This window comes from Citrobacter freundii complex sp. CFNIH9, from assembly GCF_002903305.1.
Lineage (GTDB): Bacteria > Pseudomonadota > Gammaproteobacteria > Enterobacterales > Enterobacteriaceae > Citrobacter > Citrobacter portucalensis.
The window spans coordinates 1,721,708-1,737,831 of the sequence record NZ_CP026238.1 but is presented as its reverse complement, the minus strand read 5'-3'; the positions used below and the strand labels follow the sequence as shown (position 1 = coordinate 1,737,831).

The window sequence follows — 16,124 nt, the reverse complement described above, 5'->3', positions numbered from 1 at the left end:
CGTTTATTTCCGAAATCTTTCACTCCAGCTACGAATTCTGCTTGTCTGATTGCAGATGCCAGGTAACATAGGTATCCCCCCATTACGGGTGGACATGTGTTTATATATCCGACTATTAACAGAGAGAATATTATGAGCGTTGTGCCTGTAGCCGACGTACTCCAGGGCCGCGTAGCCGTTGACAGCGAAGTCACCGTGCGCGGATGGGTGCGTACCCGCCGAGATTCAAAAGCTGGCATCTCCTTCCTCGCCGTTTATGACGGTTCCTGCTTTGATCCTGTACAGGCCGTCATCAATAATTCTCTGCCCAATTACAATCAGGACGTACTGCGCCTGACGACGGGTTGTTCAGTTATCGTAACGGGTAAAGTCGTTGCATCTCCTGGACAAGGACAGAGCTTTGAAATTCAGGCCACTGAGGTTGAAGTAACGGGCTGGGTTGAAGATCCTGACACATACCCAATGGCAGCCAAGCGTCACAGCATTGAGTATCTGCGTGAAGTGGCGCACATGCGTCCGCGTACCAACATGATTGGTGCGGTAGCGCGTGTACGTCATACGCTGGCGCAAGCTCTGCATCGTTTCTTCCACGAGCAGGGTTTCTTTTGGGTATCGACTCCGTTGATCACCGCTTCCGATACGGAAGGTGCCGGTGAAATGTTCCGTGTTTCTACGCTGGATCTGGAAAACCTGCCGCGTAACGATCAGGGCAAAGTCGATTTCGACAAAGACTTCTTTGGTAAAGAAGCCTTCCTGACCGTTTCCGGTCAGCTGAACGGTGAAACCTACGCCTGCGCCCTGTCTAAAATTTATACTTTTGGCCCGACATTCCGTGCAGAAAACTCTAACACCAGTCGTCACCTGGCAGAGTTCTGGATGCTGGAACCAGAAGTGGCTTTTGCTGACCTGAATGATGTTGCAGGCCTGGCTGAAGCGATGCTGAAGTACGCGTTTAAAGCCGTACTGGCAGAGCGTGCGGATGATATGAAATTCTTCGCTGAACGTGTCGACAAGGACGCGATTTCACGCCTGGAACGTTTCATTGACGCTGACTTCGCGCAGGTGGATTACACCGACGCGGTAAGCATTCTGGAAAAATGCGGTAAACAGTTCGAAAACCCTGTTTACTGGGGTGTGGATCTGTCTTCTGAGCATGAACGTTACCTTGCTGAAGAGCACTTTAAAGCGCCGGTGGTAGTGAAAAACTACCCGAAAGATATCAAAGCGTTTTATATGCGCCTTAACGAAGACGGTAAAACCGTTGCTGCAATGGACGTACTGGCCCCGGGAATCGGTGAAATCATCGGTGGTTCTCAGCGTGAAGAGCGCCTGGACGTGCTGGATGCCCGTATGCTGGAAATGGGTCTGAACAAAGAGGATTACTGGTGGTATCGCGACCTGCGTCGCTACGGTACCGTTCCGCATTCCGGCTTCGGATTGGGCTTCGAGCGTCTGATCGCTTACGTCACCGGCGTACAGAACGTCCGTGATGTTATTCCGTTCCCGCGTACTCCACGTAACGCCACCTTCTAAACGTGCGTTATTGTTTCAAAGGCCAGCATTGCTGGCCTTTTTTATTCCCTTTTCGTGTTATCTGGATACCCATCTCACGTTAAACACAACCTTTCAATCCCCTCCACCTGTTACGTAATATTTCATCGCAATACATTTGCACAAAAAATAATCAGCAATTTTATTGTGGATTAGCATTTTCTGATTAAATAGTACATTTTTTAGCCTCTCGCACGGCACTCCAGACGTCCAAAAATCGTTACCTGTAAAATCCGAACTTTCCGGCATAACGGAGAAAAAATGACCTTATCAAAATTAAACATAAGAAAATCATATAAATAGAAATAAAAACGAGAATTTTAAGCGCAGGGGCATCCGAAGTTTGACGCTGTTCACAAAGTTGCACAAAAATAACAATTTGTTACACATTTTTTCTTTTTGAAACCAAATCTTTATATTTGTAGCACTTTGACGGTAGCGAAACGGTAGTTTGAATGGAAAGATGCCTGTCAGACACATAAAGACACCAAACTCTCATCAATAGTTCCGTAAATTTTGATTGACGGAATTTATTGGCGGCAGTGGCAGGTGTCATATAAAAACCGATGAGGGTAATAAATAATGATGAAGCGCAATATTCTGGCAGTGGTTATCCCTGCTCTGCTGGTAGCCGGGGCAGCTAACGCTGCAGAAGTTTATAACAAAGATGGCAACAAGCTGGATGTATACGGTAAAACCGTAGGTCTGCACTATTTTTCTGATAACGCTGGCAACGATGGCGATCAGACTTATGCCCGTCTTGGTTTCAAAGGGGAAACTCAGATTAATTCCGATCTGTCCGGTTACGGTCAGTAGGAATACAACTTTGCCGGTAATAACTCTGAAGGCGGCAGTGACGCTCAGAACGGCAACAAAACCCGTCTGGCATTTGCTGGTCTGAAATATGCCGATCTGGGCTCTTTCGACTACGGTCGTAACTACGGTATCGTTTACGATGCACTGGGTTACACCGATATGCTGCCAGAATTTGGTGGTGATACCGCATACAGCGACAACTTCTTCGTTGGCCGTGTGGGTGGTGTTGCAACCTACCGTAACTCTAACTTCTTCGGTCTGGTTGACGGCCTGAACTTCGGTATCCAGTATCTGGGTAAAAACGAGCGTGATGGCAATACCGGTCGTTCTAACGGTGACGGCGTTGGCGGTTCTGTCAGCTATGAAATGGATGGCTTCGGTATCGTTGGCGCTTACGGTGCAGCTGACCGTACCAACGCGCAGGAAAACTCTTTCTACGCTAACGGCGGCAAAAAAGCTGAGCAGTGGGCAACTGGCGTTAAATACGATGCTAACAACATCTACCTGGCAGCGAACTACGGTGAAACCCGTAACGCAACTCGCATCTCAGGTGCCGGAAACAGTGGCTTCGCCAACAAAACTGAAGATTTCTTTGTTGTCGCTCAGTACCAGTTCGATTTCGGTCTGCGTCCATCCCTCTCCTACAACAAATCTAAAGCGAAAGACGTAGAAGGCGTGGGTAACGAAGATCTGGTTGACTACATTGAAGTAGGCGCTACCTACTACTTCAACAAAAACATGTCCACCTATGTTGACTACCAGATCAACCAGATCGACTCTGATAACAAACTGGGCGTGAACTCTGACGACACCGTAGCAGTCGGTATCGTTTACCAGTTCTAATAGCAGACCTCTTTGTTAAATGCCTATAAAACAGGACTTCGGTCCTGTTTTTTTATATCTGCTAGCGAATTCTTGCGTCTTAAAAAAACACCTCAGCTTTTCGTCAGTAACGGTTGGCATTTTGTAAATCTACCGTTAACCTGATAGCGGACTTCCCTTCTGTAATCACTATGGAACCTCGTCATGTTTGAGAACATTACCGCCGCTCCTGCCGACCCCATTTTGGGTCTGGCTGATTTGTTTCGTGCCGATGACCGCCCTGGAAAAATAAACCTCGGGATCGGTGTATATAAAGATGAGACAGGCAAAACGCCGGTGCTGACCAGCGTTAAAAAAGCCGAGCAATATATACTGGAAAATGAAACCACCAAAAATTACCTTGGCATTGACGGTATTCCAGAGTTTGGTCGCTGCACTCAGGAATTACTGTTTGGTAAAGAAAGTTCGCTGATCAACGACAAACGCGCACGTACAGCACAGACCCCTGGCGGCACTGGTGCACTGCGTGTGGCAGCTGATTTCCTGGCAAAAAATACGTCGGCTAAACGCGTATGGGTGAGCAATCCAAGCTGGCCGAACCATAAGAGCGTCTTTAACTCTGCAGGCCTGGAAGTTTGTGAATACAACTATTACGATGCAGCAAACCACTCGTTAGATTTTGATGCGCTGCTGGCAAGCCTCAGCGAAGCGCAGGCTGGCGACGTGGTGCTATTCCACGGCTGCTGCCATAACCCTACCGGCATCGATCCTACGCTGGAACAGTGGCAAACGCTGGCTCAGATGTCTGTCGAAAAAGGTTGGTTACCGCTGTTCGACTTCGCATACCAGGGTTTTGCCCGTGGCCTGGAAGAAGATGCAGAAGGTCTGCGCGCATTTGCGGCTCTGCACAAAGAGCTGATCGTTGCCAGCTCCTACTCCAAGAACTTTGGACTGTACAATGAGCGTGTAGGCGCCTGTACGCTGGTTGCTGCCGATACTGAAACCGTTGACCGTGCGTTCAGCCAGATGAAATCAGCCATTCGCGCTAACTATTCCAACCCACCAGCACACGGTGCATCCGTAGTGGCCACGATTCTGAGCAACGATGCGCTGCGTGCCATCTGGGAACAGGAACTGACTGATATGCGCCAGCGCATTCAGCGCATGCGTTTACTGTTTGTGAATACGTTGCAAGAGAAAGGTGCAAACCGCGACTTCAGCTTTATCATCAAACAGAACGGCATGTTCTCGTTTAGCGGCCTGACCAAAGAGCAGGTTCTGCGTCTGCGTGAAGAGTTTGGTGTCTACGCTGTCGCTTCCGGACGCGTAAACGTGGCAGGAATGACGCCAGACAACATGGCGCCGCTGTGCGAAGCGATTGTCGCAGTACTGTAATCTATCGCGCACAAAAAAGGCCGCAAATGCGGCCTTTTTATTTATTAAACGAATTACCAGACAGGCATTTCATCTTGCAGGAACGGGTTATGTAGCCGTTCGTTACCCAGCGTAGAAAGTGGGCCGTGACCCGGAATAAACGTTACGTCATCGCCCAGCGGCAACAGTTTACGTTTAATCGAATCGATCAGTTGGCTGTGATCACCGCGCGGGAAATCGCTGCGCCCTACGCCACCTTTGAAAATCACGTCACCAGAAATCAGTAACTTTGATTGCTCATCAAAGAAGACCACATGTCCCGGTGTATGACCCGGACAATGCAGAACCTGTAACGTCACGTTGCCAACGCTTATCCGGTCACCTTCATTCAACCAGCGATCGGGCGTCAGCGGCTCACAATCTCCCAGGCCAAACATGCGGCTCTGAGCAGGGAGTCCCTGTAACCAGAACTCATCTTCTTTTTCCGGGCCAATAACCGGTACACCATAATGCTGTGCCAGTTCAGCCGCCGCCCCAACATGGTCAAGATGACCGTGAGTAAGCAGGATCTGCATTAGCGTCAGACCGCTGGCATCCACTTCCTGTTTGATTTTCTCGGCATCGCCGCCGGGATCGACCAGCGCGGCCAGACGAGTCTGCTCACACCAGATTAGCGAGCAGTTCTGGGCGAATGCAGTGACCGGAATAATACGATAGTTCATACAGCTCCTGTTTCATTAAGCTTATGGATCACCAGTGCCGTGCAGGACCGGTGTCAATATGCACAAAGTTACTGCTGGGGTAGTATCCTACACCACCTGCGCGCATAGATAACGCAGCTTTGCGAATATTACTTAATGCGATGCCTTCAATATGGAAATCCATGGCCTGACCTTTAGTGTGGTAGCTTTTCTTGGCCACACCACGGCTACGTGCACGGAGTTCATTATTGGTATCGATAGAGCGATAGCCTGAGATCAGCTGTACGGGTTTACGCGTGCCCAGCAGGCCCTGCAGACGGAAGAGTTGATCAAACAGTCCCGGGTCAATGGATTTCACTTTATTGGCCCGAAAATCACGGAAAAAGTGGTTAAGTTTTGCTAATTCGTCCTGAATATAGCCCCTGCCATCAAAAAACTCTGCTTTTATTGACTCACCGGTATGCAGGTTATTCAGAGTCAATATACGCGGACGTGGGGTAGAGAGTGTTGCAAACGCAGGCGTAGGCAAGATGGCAGCGCCGAGGGCAATGCCACCAAGCGCCAGCAGTTTGCGGCGATTAGCGTCAAATTTGTCCATGGTATTAAGGTCTACAAGGTCAATGTTATCGTATGTATGCTCTAGCGCACGCGGGAAACCTTATCTGGCTAAGTAGTCCACGTCAAGGCTCCCAACCCCAGGAAATACGGGGCTCACAGCCATTTTGCCCCGTTTCCAGCATAACTTACGACAATCATTTTCCTCGAACTGCTTCATTTATCTGATTAATTGCTCGGCTTTTGACACAATTTGTGCGCTGGATCGCGCTGTCAGATCGTAATTGTAAATATCTGTACGATACTGCGTGCGCCCATCAGGGCCGACAAATGCGGTCAGATAGTAGAGGTTGACCGGAATATTCTGGCGAATATTCACATACCGCGTATCCCCTTGCTTCAGGGCATCCGAGATGCGCGTATCATTCCAACCCGCATCCTGTAGCAGCATATTCGCCAGCTCAGATGCCTTGTTCACACGCACGCATCCGGAGCTTAGCGCCCGCGTATCTTTCTGGAACAGATTGTGGTTCGGCGTATCGTGCAGATAAATAGCGTCCGAACTCGGCATATTGAATTTATAGCGGCCGAGCGAGTTACGTGCACCCGGAGCCTGCTGAAAGCGGAACGGCAGATTGGACGCAGTGATGGTCGCCCAGTCAACCTGCCACGGATCTATCGTCTCTTTACTGTTCCAGCCGCGCATTACGGTATAGCCGTGACGTTCAAGATATCCCGGATCATTCCATAACTTAGGCAGAATATCTTTACGTGCCAGCGTCGGCGGAACGTTCCACGGTGGGTTAACGACCACGTTATTTAGCGCACTGCTCATCATCGGCGTTTTACGATCGGGACGCCCGACAATAACGCGCGAGGCCAGCACCTGATTGCCATTCTGATAATAAACCAGCGAATAGGCAGGAATGTTCACCATGATACCGGTAGACAGCTCACTCGGCAGCAGGCGCAAGCGCTGAATATTTAACGCCAGCACGCCCGCACGCTGAGCAGGCGTCACGTTCAGCCAGTCACGCGTCGCAGGGCCAATCGCGCCATCTGCGCCAAGTCCCTGCCACGTCTGAAAACGCTTTACCGCATCAACCAATTCACGATCGTAGGTACCACGCCCTTCTTTGCCAGACGTACTGACGGCAGGCTCCAGCATCCCGGTTCGACGCAAAATTTCACGTAGCGCGGGGATGTCATTACTCCACTCCCCCGGACGCAGCGTTGCTGTACTGGTGAGCTGTGGCCAGGGACGTGTATCGCCCACCAGCTTGAGCAGTGATTCATGCATGGCTGCATACTGCGGATGTTGAGGCGCAAGGCTGGCCACAAATGAAGTCAGTTGACCGTTATCAAGTGCGACCTGCCACTGGTTGATGACGGAAATCGGCGGCGTCGTTAGCGCATAGGGCTTATCGCTGTAAAGCCAGCGATTACCTTTGACAGGGATGTTAGCGATAAAGTGCAGATACCCCATCATCGCATCAGAGAGCACGATGTCTCTCGCCTGACCGGTTACTGCCGGGTCAGTCAGAAGTGCAACCCAGGTAGTGAACTGCGGCTGAAAGCCGGCAATTGCGACCTCGGCTAACTGTTGCTGAAATGCCTTTACCGCATCACGATTTTCCCACATCGGCTTCATTTCGCGTGCGGCATACAGCAGTTCCAGCTGGCTCATGTAAACCGGCGTATAACCTGCTGGCAGCTGAGAGTGTATTTCGGCGCGGGCTTTATCGACAGACACGCCTTCTGGCAGCGGTTGAATACCCGCCATGATAGCCGTCGCAGAAGATTGAACCTGCGGCTGCGATAACGCTGTTGGCTGTTCACTGACGGTCGCAGAGCTATCGCCAGGGATCATTTCAGGCTCATCGGCCTGAGCATTGAACAGTGGAGCGAATGTTACGGCCAGGCACAAACTGATTGCCGACAGCCGACGACCACACATTTTATTAAGCAACATCCCTTGCCCCCTGTTTTCTTTATCATACTTTGAATAGCCAGGCCGTCTGTATTCCCCTTTATTCTGACGAGGGTCGGACCTGTAAAACGCCAATACAAACTGAAGTATGACGAGCAAGCCTGTGACGCGTTAGGCTTACCTTTAGTATATAAACATCAAAAACTTTTTGCCTAACCTAATGTAAAGAAGTCTAAAGAAATTACACCAGGCATGAAGTCTTTTCGGAAAAAAATAAGGCGGCCATGTAGCCGTAATGCCTGTCAGTTAGCGCCTCAGTTTCAGTAAACTGGCGGAGGTAAAGAACATGCTATCTCGGAAATAGAGTTCCGTTCACCTCATGTTCATCGTTTCTCTGAAACACGGATTCCCGTGAACGTGTAAAGGGCGTTCTCCGCCACGCCCTTTACAATCCCGGCTCCCGGCGGGAAAATTGTTGCTACGCAATACCCTCCGCTTATTCCTCCTGGCTACCGGGCCGGGCGCGAGGAAGCGTCCCTGCAAAGCGCGCCCTGAGCCAGCATCCATGCTGGCTCTCCCGGCCTTACGGAAACACGTCGGCAATTTTCAGCCGGACCAGCCACGCCTGACCATCTGCGTTTTTGTTTAAACAGCAAAACAGCTTTTACTGAAAGTCAGGGCATTGAAGCGATGACCCCTGTCCGGCTGAAAATCGATGAGGCGTTGACGTCTGCCCGGGACTGCCCGCAGGGATGCGGGCAGAGGGGATGGCCTGCATGGATGCAGGCTCGGCCCCGACCCGACAGGCAGACGGCATAAGACGAATAACTCGCGCAGCGACGATTTTCCCGCCGGGAGTCTGGGTTGCAAGGGAGGTGGCGGTGAGCCTCCCTTGCACGTTCACAGGTATCTGCGCTTCAGAGAAATGACACCACTGAGGTGAACGGAACCCTGAGCAAGAATCACATGTTCATCATACATGCTTAACTGATGAGCATTAGCCATGTAGCCGCCTTTTTGCTTAGCTTGCCTGCGAGGAGGCATCTTCAGTCCCCGGCAGTGGTTCCGGTAACTGAGGCGCAAATCCGCGCAGCCCCACCACGTGAACGTGTTCGGTGTTCTGGAAGACTTTACGCACCAGTTTGTAGGTGGTGCCTTTCTCTGGGCTGATGTTTTCCGGCGCAGCGATAATCAGCTGCATCTGCAAACGCTCACACAGCTCAAACAAGGTCGCAATAGAACGCGCATCGAGTCGTGCAGCTTCATCAAGGAACAGCAGGCGGCAAGGAGAGATATCTTTCCCGCGCAATCTGCGGCCTTCATCTTCCCAGCTTTGCACCACCATCACCAGAATAGACATCCCGGTCCCGATCGCTTCACCCGTTGACAACGCACCAGACTCAGCACGCAGCCAGCCGTCAGAGCCACGGTTAACCTCAACTTCCATTTCCAGATAGTTACGATAATCCAGCAGCTCTTCACCAATGGTTTGTGGCGTACGTTGCCCCATGTCTATCTGCGGATTCAGACGCTGATACAGCTTCGCCAGCGCTTCTGAGAAGGTCAGGCGATTGCTGTTAAACAAATCCTGATGCTGTTCATGCTGCTCTGAAAGTACGTCCAGCAAGGTAGCATGTGTTTCACGCACATTGACGTTCAGGCGAACGCTGTTGACCTGGCCAAACGACACGCTTTGCAGCCCCTGGTTCAGCATGCGAATACGGTTCTGTTCACGCTGAATGGTCTTACGAATAATGTTCGCCACGCTGCGTGAGCTGATCGCCAGCTTCTGTTCGCGTGAGGTTAACTCTTCCGTCAGACGGCTCAGCTCAATCTCCATCTGTTCAATAGCTTCAACCGGATCATCGGTACGAATAATATCCTGGCGAATACGTTCACGCAGATGCTGGTAAACCGCGACGAAGAACTGAATTTTGCGCTCTGGACGTTTTGGATCTTCAGACAGACGCAACACATCGCGCAGGTGCTCGTTATCCGCAACCGCCAGACGTAGCGCACCGAGCGCCTTATCCGACATGGAACGCAGTTCGTCACCGGAAAGATAGGCCAACTCGCGGCGGTGCAGACGACGTTCCACACCGTTATCTTTCACCATCCGCATGACTGCACACCAGCCGGCTTTGGCGGTGACTACCTGCTCGCGCATTTCATGATAATCACGTTCCAGCTTGCGCAGTCTGCGGGTCAGGTTTTCCATCTCCGCTTCGCAGAAGGTCAGTGCTTTCTCAAGTTGGTTGCGGCGTGCACGGTTGTTGCTGAGTTGTGCATGCAGTTCGTCACGACGGATACGCGCGCGCTCTTCGGCACCGCTGTCCGCACGAACGCCAATATCCTGCAGTTCACGTTGTAAATCGTTCAGCAGCTCTTTTTTGGTGTCAAAAGAGCTTTTCAGCGATGCCATGACCTGGTTGTACTGGCTTAACTGTGCGGCGTGGCTGCGCAGCGCTTCGCGAGCGCGGGTACGTTCGGCTTCCGCCTGTTCCAGGCGTTCACGCAATTTTTCGTTCAGATCGCTATTGCCGCTCAGCATTTCGGCTGAGTCGGAATAACTAAAGTGCGCCCGACGCTGTACGACTTCGGTCAGCGCAAAAGCCTGCTGACGCGCATCGCGCTGCATCTGCTGGGAATACGCATAGTCTTCCTTCAGCTGTTCAAACTGCTCAGGGTCATTTTGCAGAACCGAAACGATAGGTTCCAGTTTCGCCAACTGATTGCCATGTTGCTGTACAAAACGCGCGGCTTCCTGAGCTTCATCCAGACGCTCGCGAATTTCGTCTACGCGATCGGCTAGCGTATCATCTGCCAGCAGATTCAAGCGCGGCAGCAGGCGGTTCAGCGCAGAGACGCCCTCTTTCGCCTGTTCAAACTGCATACGGCTTTGCTGGTTATCATTTTCATGATTGGTCAGCGCACGTTCCAGTTCAACGCGACGGCTATTCAGTTGGCGAATTTCCGCTTCTGGATCGGCTTCAAACGCCACCGACAGATGGCTGCCGATAAAGCGACTGAACGCCTGATGCAGACGTTGGGTTTTCTGGACGTCAAAGGAGAGCGTGGCGAAACGTTCAGACAGCCCTTCACGCTCGGCATGCAGGGTTTCGATACGGCTTTCACGTGCTGCACGCCCAAAAATAGGCACCGTCGGGAAGCGAGAATAACGCCACTGACGCTCGGCAGTTTTCACCACCACCGCATTTTCCAGTTCATCAACGCTGAAGACGCTGTCATCAAACGACTGCGGATCCCCTTCGATGAAATAGAGATCTTCCGGGCAATCCGTCAACCCTTCAAGCTGTTCGGTAATCAGCGACAGATCCGGTACCACAATGGCATGACGCGAAGGACCGTATAGCGCAGAGAAGTACGGTGCATCTTCAAGGCTAACGTCATCATAAATTTCTGACAGCAGTACGCCGCCAAAGCGTTCCGCCAGCGCGTTCAGACGCTGATCTTCCGCCCCGCCCGGCTGGCTTAAACGTTCAATCTCTTCATCAACTGCATTTTTACGTGCGCCGACTTCATCACGCTCAACAATGGCCTCACGCTCGCGCTCCAGCAATTGTTGCAGATACTCGGTCACGTCCTGGCTGGAGGTAAACTCTTCGCCACACTGCTCGCTAAGCTGATTCAGGCTATTTTGCGCAGCCAGCCAGACAGGTGCCCGCTTCATCAAATGCTGAATACGGGATTGTAGTTGTTCCTGCTCCTGACGCAGCGTCATACGCTGTTCGCTGGCAGACGAGACGCTGTCCGACAAGGCGGCGATGCGCGCTTCCAGCTCCTGGTGCAGCGCTTCCAGCTCATCGATATCGAACTGTTTACCCTGACGCTTGCAGAATTCGGCCAGCAGACGCTCGGCGTCCTGCTGTTCGCGCAGACGCTGCTCCAGTTCGCTCAGTCGCATGCGCAACGGCTGAACCTGTTCTGCCAGGTGGCGCTGTTCCACGCCTTCGCGCAGCAGTTCACGCGCCACGCTCCAGGCTTCACCGCGTGCCAGCGGGCCGTTGATAGCCGCCACCAGCTGATAAGCTTGTTCGAACTGGCTATGCGCGGTTTGCGCCACGCTCATTTTTTGTTCTAGCGTCAGCAGCTTTTCAGTGGCTTCCTGCTCTTTGGCCTGGAAAGTCTCCAGCCATTCGGCGGCGCTGTCGGCTGTCAGGTCCGGTAAGTGGCAGAGCTCTTTCGCCCGGTTTAGGGCCTGGATCGCCTGGGTATACTGAATGGCTCGCGTTTGCTGGACGTCCAGCGCTTGCTGGTAATCGGCAAGCTGGCTTTTCAGCTCATCCACTTCCAGCTCAGCGGCTTCTGCGCGGGCTTCGTTTTCATCCTGGCGGTCAACGGCTTCCGCGACCACCTCGTTTTGTTCTTCAAGACGGACCTGCAATTCTTCGAGATCCGCCTCGTAGCGTTCAATTTTTTCCTGCTGACGCAGCGCGGTTTGCACCAGATTCAGGTGATCGCTCGCGGCCTGGTAATCAGCTTCCAGATCGCCTTCCGCACCGTTGTGCTCACCCAGTTCACGCGCCATATCCACGTGTTTGTACTGCTCTGCCGCCAGCTGCTTGCGAGAGGTATACAGTTCACGACGATATTCCAGTGCTTTATCCAGATGGATACGACGTTCATTGGCGTGGCGCATATAATCTGCGGCCACATAGTTGGTCGCTTCACTGATTAAATGCTTAAACAGGTCGCGGTCAGACTGCGTTACGCGAATCGCTTCCAGCGTCATACGGTTTTCACGCAGCGCGGCTTCCATATCCTGGAACGCTTTACGTACGCCGCTGTTTTCCGGCAGCAGGTAGTCACGCAGTGAACGGGTAATGGCGCTGGAGATCCCGCCGTACAGCGAGGCTTCAATCAGACGGTAGAATTTACTACGATCGGACGCAGAGCGCAGACGACGGGCAATGATGCCCAGATCGAACATCAATGAGTGATAATCGGTTATTGAGTTGAACTGCTTAAACTGCACGCCTTCCATCTCATCAAGCTTCTCTTTCAGCTCAGGTAGAGACAGTACGCGCGCCTGGCGTTCGTTCAGCGTTTCCGTCACCAGTTGGGTTGGCTGTACCGACATCGGCAGCCCCTGAATGGCAAACGGTTTGATATCCACTTTGCGATCGCGACCAGCAACCTGTTGCAGACGCACCCCCACGACCACGCGCTGATGACGCGAGTTGAGGACGTCGAGCATTGAATAACAAACCCCTGCTTTCAGCTTACCGTGCAGGCCTTTATCACGTGAACCGCTGGTTGCACCGGCTTCGGTGGTGTTACGGAAATGCAGCAGGGTTAAGTCCGGAATGAGCGCCGTAACAAATGCCGCCATGGTGGTGGATTTACCCGCACCGTTACCACCGGACAGCGTGGTGACCAGCTCATCGAGATCAAACGTACGGGCAAAAAAACCATTCCAGTTAATCAGCGTAAGTGAGCGAAATTTACCGCGTTCAATCATTATTCTTCTTCTCCACTGTCCGGCTGATTCTCTTCGGGCTCATCGTTGAGCTGCAGACGGTTCTCGACCGCCATCGCTTCACCATCACGAATTAAGCGACGCTGTGCTTCACGCGGATCGTCACCGCTACGCACATCCGCACCAAAGCGGAAGACAGATTCCGTAATACGGAATTTGCTGCTGTCGTGGCCCAGAAACCACACCATGCCTAAGCGGCGCAAGCGGTTGAGCGAAGAACGCACTTTTTCCTGTAGCTTCTGGCGGTCAACGTCAGAACCGGTTGAACGGTTGTTCACCAGCTTCAGTAACTTCGCTTCATCTGCCAGCGTTAGCAGCTCGTCGTACAGCTCTTGCTGGGTAAAAATCCCTTCGTTCGCCAGGCGTTCCGGGCTGAGATAGAGATAGCAAAGAATTTTACCCACCATCATGTCCAGTTCAGACAGGACCGAACGCGGAATGAGCGTCGTTGAACGCGGACGAAGGTAGAAGAACCCTTCCGGCGCACGGATCAATTCCACGTTATAGCGGCTGTAAAACTCTTCAAAATATTCCTGAAAATCCATCAGGAAGGCATGATTATCCAGTTCATCCAGACCGATATGGCGGCCCGAACGTAAGGCACTATCCAGTGCCGGAAATAACGGATTCGCCAGCGCCTGCGCCAGCTTTACCGGCATCACTTGTTCAATATTTGTCAATGACATGCGCCTGTACCTTGGCTCCGTAATCATTAATCGGCTGCCATTTGGCTGGCAGTCCGGTGAAGTCTGCTTGCGCTACGCCAAGGCGTACCGCCTGATCGATAACAATACGCGCGACGTCGAAATGACGCGCACGTGGGTATTGCGCCAGATACTCGCGCACTACCAAGCCGAGATCCAGTGGTGTTTGTCTGGATTTGTAGATAGCCAGCTGTTCTTCGATGATCGCCGCCAGCTGCTCACGGATCTCGTTAAATTCTTCATATTCCAGGTCTTCCGGAAGTTCACCGGTGACCTCTTCGTCACGCAGCACCATCTCCTCGTCACGCATATCCAGCAGACGATCGGCGTTGGCATAGGTCAGCGCCCATGGGTCGTCAAAGTAGGTCTGCACGGACTGACGCAGACGCTGGGCGAAGACGCGGTTTTTATCCATGTCGATCGCGGTACGGATAAATTTATGCACGTGACGATCGTAGCCGATCCACAAGTCAATTGACTGCTGGCCCCAGCTAATAATGCGGTCGAGCTTGCTTTGTAAATCAAACACCAGCCGATCGACAAAATGCAAATCGTCATGCGTCATCGTGGCGTCCTGGATGCGTAACAGGTTAGCCTGCAGCTTATCCCCTGCCGCTTCCAGCGTATCTTGCAGCTCACGCAGCGTACCAGATGTTTCAGACAGCAGCATTTCACAGCTGGAAATCGCCGCCCGCCAGTCTTTGTTTAGCAACTGTGCGATGTCGTCTTTTACCTGCTGCTGCTGTTCATCCATGATGCGCTGGGTCAGATCGATACTGTCGAAAATCTCCGCCACCGAGTATTTCAATGGCGCATAGACGTTGCGATGCCAGTGGAACTCATCACCACCTTCCGCTGCCGCATCCGCCGCGCGCTTCAGTTCGCCTGCCACAATTGACAGCTGCATAGAAAGACGCAGCGTAGAGAATTCGCGCTGACGAATATAGTAATCTGTGATGCCAATCCCGAGCGGCGTTAAACGGTAAATGGCGTTGCCTTCAGCCTGCTCGCTGGTAAAGCGGTTCAGCAGACGTTGACGCACCATATCGTTGATCGCGTTGTTGGCGCGGACGCCGATGGTTTCGCTGGTTTGCTCAAACGCATCACTCACATGGCGGAACGCATCCACCAGTTCACCTTCACTCATCTCACCGTCAAGTCGCTCACCGTTTAGTGTGGCAACAGCCAGCAGGAACGAAAGTCTGTCTACCGGCAGAGAGATGGAGAAGTCATTTTTTCTGGCCCAGGCAACCAGTTCGGGGACTGTCTGGGAAAATTCACTCATAGGTTATCCTTGCATCTGCGGCTCGGGCCGGACGTTTAATCGCGGTGACATGAATATAGCGCCCAAGGCTGATATACGGTTCCTGGCGGCAATAACGTGTTTCTATTTCTGTTAAAGCATCAAAACAGTCATGCTGTTTTTGTTTATCACGCAGATAATCATGAAACACCCTCACGCCCGTTTTACCGGTTATCTCCCAGCCAATCTCCTCCAGCCAGCCATAGACCTGCTGAGGGTCGCGCGGAAAATCGGGAGACAACGTGCGCCGTTTCTTTTTATACATTCCCTGCTGTACATAGCCGAAATTACCGACCAACACATTACGCATCAACAGACCGTTTGCATTGTAGAACATCAGCGATAAAGCACCGCCCGGGCGTAACATCGACCACAATGTTTTTAAGACGGCTTGCGGATCGGCCACCCATTCCAGCACAGCATGAAACAATATCAGATCAACCTGAGAATCCAAATGCTGTGGGATGTCCTGAGCGGCACAATGTATAAAATGCATGTTGTCGCTCACACCTTGCTCTTCTGCCGCCCGTTGCGCTCGCGCCACCATCTCAGCAGAAAGGTCGCACAAGGTGACGTGATGGCCCCGCTGCGCCATCAGAATTGCTGTCTGCCCTTCTCCGCCACCCGCATCAAGCACACGCAACGTTTGGCCCGCGTAGTCGGCAAGAAGTTTGTCCAGATCCTGCCAGAGGATCGTCTGACGAAGCTGACCTTTGGTGGTGCCGTAAATGTTACGGGAAAACTTCTCTGCAATGTCATCAAAATTGCGATCCCGCATCGGGCTCTCCACATGCTGGCTTTAGGGTGACTAAGTAAAACCGCTATTTTGTCACACCCACGCCGAGAATGAACCTTCCTGGTGTAATAT

At 52.2% G+C, this 16,124-nt stretch carries 9 protein-coding genes and 1 pseudogene; 3 read left to right on the top strand and 7 right to left on the bottom strand.

The features are described from left to right. Positions 1-132: 132 nt before the first annotated feature. The 3 genes and pseudogenes from asnS (at position 133) to aspC (ending at position 4,584) form a co-directional block, all read left to right on the top strand. Positions 133-1,533 carry an asparagine--tRNA ligase gene (gene asnS, locus C2U43_RS08675; RefSeq protein ID WP_020996514.1) on the top strand — a complete coding sequence of 467 codons (1,401 nt, stop codon included), beginning with the start codon at positions 133-135 and terminating at the stop codon, positions 1,531-1,533. Positions 1,534-2,133: 600 nt separating this feature from the next. After that, positions 2,134-3,210: pseudogene (gene ompF, locus C2U43_RS08670) on the top strand (porin OmpF). Positions 3,211-3,393: 183 nt separating this feature from the next. Further along, positions 3,394-4,584 (top strand): aspartate transaminase, encoded by a 1,191-nt coding sequence (gene aspC / locus C2U43_RS08665; protein WP_048235707.1) that lies wholly within the window; start codon positions 3,394-3,396, stop codon positions 4,582-4,584. Positions 4,585-4,637: 53 nt separating this feature from the next. Here the strand turns inward: aspC and C2U43_RS08660 are convergent, their stop codons facing one another. The 7 genes from C2U43_RS08660 to cmoM form a co-directional block, all read right to left on the bottom strand. Beyond that, entirely contained in the window at positions 4,638-5,285 is a 648-nt protein-coding gene (locus C2U43_RS08660) for an MBL fold metallo-hydrolase (RefSeq protein WP_003831949.1), read from the bottom strand. Between the two features lie 28 nt (positions 5,286-5,313). Next, entirely contained in the window at positions 5,314-5,862 is a 549-nt protein-coding gene (locus C2U43_RS08655; RefSeq protein WP_003831948.1) for a YcbK family protein, read from the bottom strand. A gap of 177 nt (positions 5,863-6,039) precedes the next feature. Continuing rightward, positions 6,040-7,791, bottom strand: a complete 1,752-nt coding sequence (gene ldtD, locus C2U43_RS08645) for a L,D-transpeptidase (protein ID WP_032942892.1) — start codon at positions 7,789-7,791, stop codon at positions 6,040-6,042. A 979-nt stretch (positions 7,792-8,770) separates the two neighbouring features. Beyond that, complete coding sequence (mukB, locus tag C2U43_RS08635; RefSeq protein WP_103284966.1) at positions 8,771-13,231, bottom strand: chromosome partition protein MukB; 4,461 nt, start codon at positions 13,229-13,231, stop codon at positions 8,771-8,773. Then, positions 13,231-13,935, bottom strand: coding sequence for a chromosome partition protein MukE (mukE, locus tag C2U43_RS08630; protein ID WP_003035809.1), 705 nt, complete (start codon positions 13,933-13,935; stop codon positions 13,231-13,233). The genes mukB and mukE overlap by 1 nt, the downstream gene beginning before the upstream one ends. Continuing rightward, positions 13,916-15,238 carry a chromosome partition protein MukF gene (gene mukF, locus C2U43_RS08625; protein ID WP_003831939.1) on the bottom strand — a complete coding sequence of 441 codons (1,323 nt, stop codon included), beginning with the start codon at positions 15,236-15,238 and terminating at the stop codon, positions 13,916-13,918. The genes mukE and mukF overlap by 20 nt, the downstream gene beginning before the upstream one ends. After that, positions 15,231-16,034, bottom strand: coding sequence for a tRNA uridine 5-oxyacetic acid(34) methyltransferase CmoM (gene cmoM, locus C2U43_RS08620; protein ID WP_003035803.1), 804 nt, complete (start codon positions 16,032-16,034; stop codon positions 15,231-15,233). The genes mukF and cmoM overlap by 8 nt, the downstream gene beginning before the upstream one ends. Between the last annotated feature and the right edge of the window lie 90 nt (positions 16,035-16,124).

Bases quoted from the DNA above. Each gene is read 5' to 3' on its own strand.
- mukB (WP_103284966.1), bottom strand. From the start codon at position 13,231: ATGATTGAACGCGGTAAATTTCGCTCACTTACGCTGATTAACTGGAAT.
- C2U43_RS08660 (WP_003831949.1), bottom strand. From the start codon at position 5,285: ATGAACTATCGTATTATTCCGGTCACTGCATTCGCCCAGAACTGCTCG.
- ldtD (WP_032942892.1), bottom strand. From the start codon at position 7,791: ATGTTGCTTAATAAAATGTGTGGTCGTCGGCTGTCGGCAATCAGTTTG.
- C2U43_RS08655 (WP_003831948.1), bottom strand. From the start codon at position 5,862: ATGGACAAATTTGACGCTAATCGCCGCAAACTGCTGGCGCTTGGTGGC.
- aspC (WP_048235707.1), top strand. From the start codon at position 3,394: ATGTTTGAGAACATTACCGCCGCTCCTGCCGACCCCATTTTGGGTCTG.
- mukF (WP_003831939.1), bottom strand. From the start codon at position 15,238: ATGAGTGAATTTTCCCAGACAGTCCCCGAACTGGTTGCCTGGGCCAGA.
- asnS (WP_020996514.1), top strand. From the start codon at position 133: ATGAGCGTTGTGCCTGTAGCCGACGTACTCCAGGGCCGCGTAGCCGTT.
- mukE (WP_003035809.1), bottom strand. From the start codon at position 13,935: ATGTCATTGACAAATATTGAACAAGTGATGCCGGTAAAGCTGGCGCAG.
- cmoM (WP_003035803.1), bottom strand. From the start codon at position 16,034: ATGCGGGATCGCAATTTTGATGACATTGCAGAGAAGTTTTCCCGTAAC.